Raw genomic sequence first — 1,994 nt, 5'->3', positions numbered from 1 at the left:
CTCATATTTCTCTGTCATCTTTCGGGGTCTCATCTCCTGCTTAATACTTAATTTACCTTCTAACCCCCTTTTTATGCAACAACGCCATAATTAATGGTAGCTAAAATACCAAAGATGGTTGGCGGCGCTTTGCGCCGCCAACCATCTTTGGTATTTTATGTCCTAACTCTGTTACTAAAAATGTAACCACAAAGGATTGTTACGGTAATTAGGTTAGATTTGCAGTAACTGAAATCCCAAGACAATCATGATTACCCTGTCAAATCTACGCATTGCGGCAATGGTAGTTGCGCTTACTGCTGGTATTGCAGTATTTGGTTATCCTTACTGGAGCAACCAGACATCTGCCTCAAATCATTTGGGCGATGCGAAAATTAAAAATAATCCTATTGATGCCTCGTCGATTCCCTCGTCAATTCCGAATGTATCCTCCTTGCCTGCAAAATATAATCCACCCCAAACCTCAGGCGTAGGGATTGCGATTAATCAAAATGGAAATATCCGCCGCGCCGATACACGAGGCTATATTAATGTGGCAATTCGAGAGACCTATAAAATTGAAATTCAGTCTCCGAGCTATACCAGTGCGGTTAGTGTCAAAATTGATGGTGTTTCAATTATTGATGGTTTGATCTGCAATCGCGCTGTGACGTTAGAAAGACCTCAAGCGATCGCTAAACAATTCATCGTTCTAGAAGAGGGTAATCCAGGACTGGATCGCAGTGGTGGCATCAATAACCCCGATCTCGGTTTAATCGAAGTAACCTTTAAGCCAATTCGTCGCCGAAATGAGATAGCCCAAGAAAATAATATATCTAAAGCCAGACCCCCTGCTGCCACCGCTCCAGAGGCTGCATCTAAAGATCAGGTTGCAAGCAGATCGGAAGCTGTCAGTGGTTCTCCCGTAGGTACTGGTTTGAGTGGTAGCTCCTCACAGGAATTTGTGGCTACTAATGAATGGGTAGAAGTTCCAGAACTCGCTCCTACCTATACCAAAAAATACCGCTTAGTGGGATTTAATTCATCAGATCCCATAACTCTGCACAACATGAATACCCCAAAACCATTGGTCGATCCGACTCCACCTAGGTTGTAATAAGGCTTCCCTCGCGATCGCAATTTATCGAAACAGTCGATTGTAGTGCGGGCTATATAATTGCGATCGCTCTTTCACTCTTTGTTCAATCCGATTTAATGCAGGGCTAATTACGAAGAGAGTCGTTCTCGTCAGATTTTCCCTGTGGGTAGTAAGGGCCATCTCTGTGAGGGGTACGGTCAAAATCTTCTCTTCTTCCCAACCGAGGCGATAGCAAATTGCCACGGTGGTATCAGCGGGATAATGTTCCATTAATTTTGTTTGCACGTTATCAACATGGTGCGTGCTGAGATATAGGCATAGAGAAGCCTGATGTGCGGCAAGGCTGGATAATTCTTCTTTATCAGGAACTTGAGTGCGCCCGCTAATGCGGGTGAGAATGATTGTTTGGACTAATTCAGGAATAGTGAGTTCCACTTGTAAACGGGCTGCGGCTAATTGAAAAGCACTGACTCCTGGCACAATTTCAAAGGGAATTTCTGCTTCTGTTAAAGCGACAATTTGTTCTTGAATAGCTCCGTACAGGCTAGGATCGCCATCATGTAAACGTACGACTAATTTATGCGATCGCACTCTGTCGAGCATAATTGCTAAAATCTCTTCTAGAGACTTACTAGCCGTGGGAATAATTTCGGCATCTGCTCGACAAAATTGCAGCATTGAATCGGGAATGAGAGAATTGGCATATAGGACGACATCGGCTTTGAGTAAAAGATTGCGTCCCTTTACGGTAATCAGATCGGGGTCACCAGGTCCCGCACCGATAATATAAACTGGTTCGATCATGAAGTTTGGACAAAGACAAGGTTTGGCACAATCTTTATATTAGGCTTTATATAGCTATATTCACTTAAGTCAGGAAATCAAACCCAATAGAGAGTGGCGGCGCGAAGCGCCG

The 1,994-nt window shown here is 43.9% G+C and carries 2 protein-coding genes; one reads left to right on the top strand and one right to left on the bottom strand.

Annotated elements, in window-relative coordinates; translation table 11 throughout:
* Positions 1-247 precede the first annotated feature (247 nt).
* Positions 248-1,096, top strand: coding sequence for a hypothetical protein (locus tag PSE7429_RS22620; RefSeq protein ID WP_009629728.1), 849 nt, complete (start codon positions 248-250; stop codon positions 1,094-1,096).
* A 24-nt stretch (positions 1,097-1,120) separates the two neighbouring features.
* Here PSE7429_RS22620 and cobM read toward each other — a convergent pair whose 3' ends face one another.
* Entirely contained in the window at positions 1,121-1,882 is a 762-nt protein-coding gene (gene cobM / locus PSE7429_RS22615) for a precorrin-4 C(11)-methyltransferase (protein WP_009629727.1), read from the bottom strand.
* Positions 1,883-1,994: the final 112 nt, after the last annotated feature.

Origin of the sequence: Pseudanabaena biceps PCC 7429 (assembly GCF_000332215.1) — a bacterium.
Lineage (GTDB): Bacteria > Cyanobacteriota > Cyanobacteriia > Pseudanabaenales > Pseudanabaenaceae > Pseudanabaena > Pseudanabaena biceps.
The sequence above is the reverse complement of the archived record's forward strand: the minus strand, read 5'-3'. Positions and strand labels throughout refer to the sequence as shown.

Excerpts from the sequence above, each read along its gene's own strand:
- PSE7429_RS22620 (WP_009629728.1), top strand. The coding sequence starts at position 248 with ATGATTACCCTGTCAAATCTACGCATTGCGGCAATGGTAGTTGCGCTT.
- cobM (WP_009629727.1), bottom strand. The coding sequence starts at position 1,882 with ATGATCGAACCAGTTTATATTATCGGTGCGGGACCTGGTGACCCCGAT.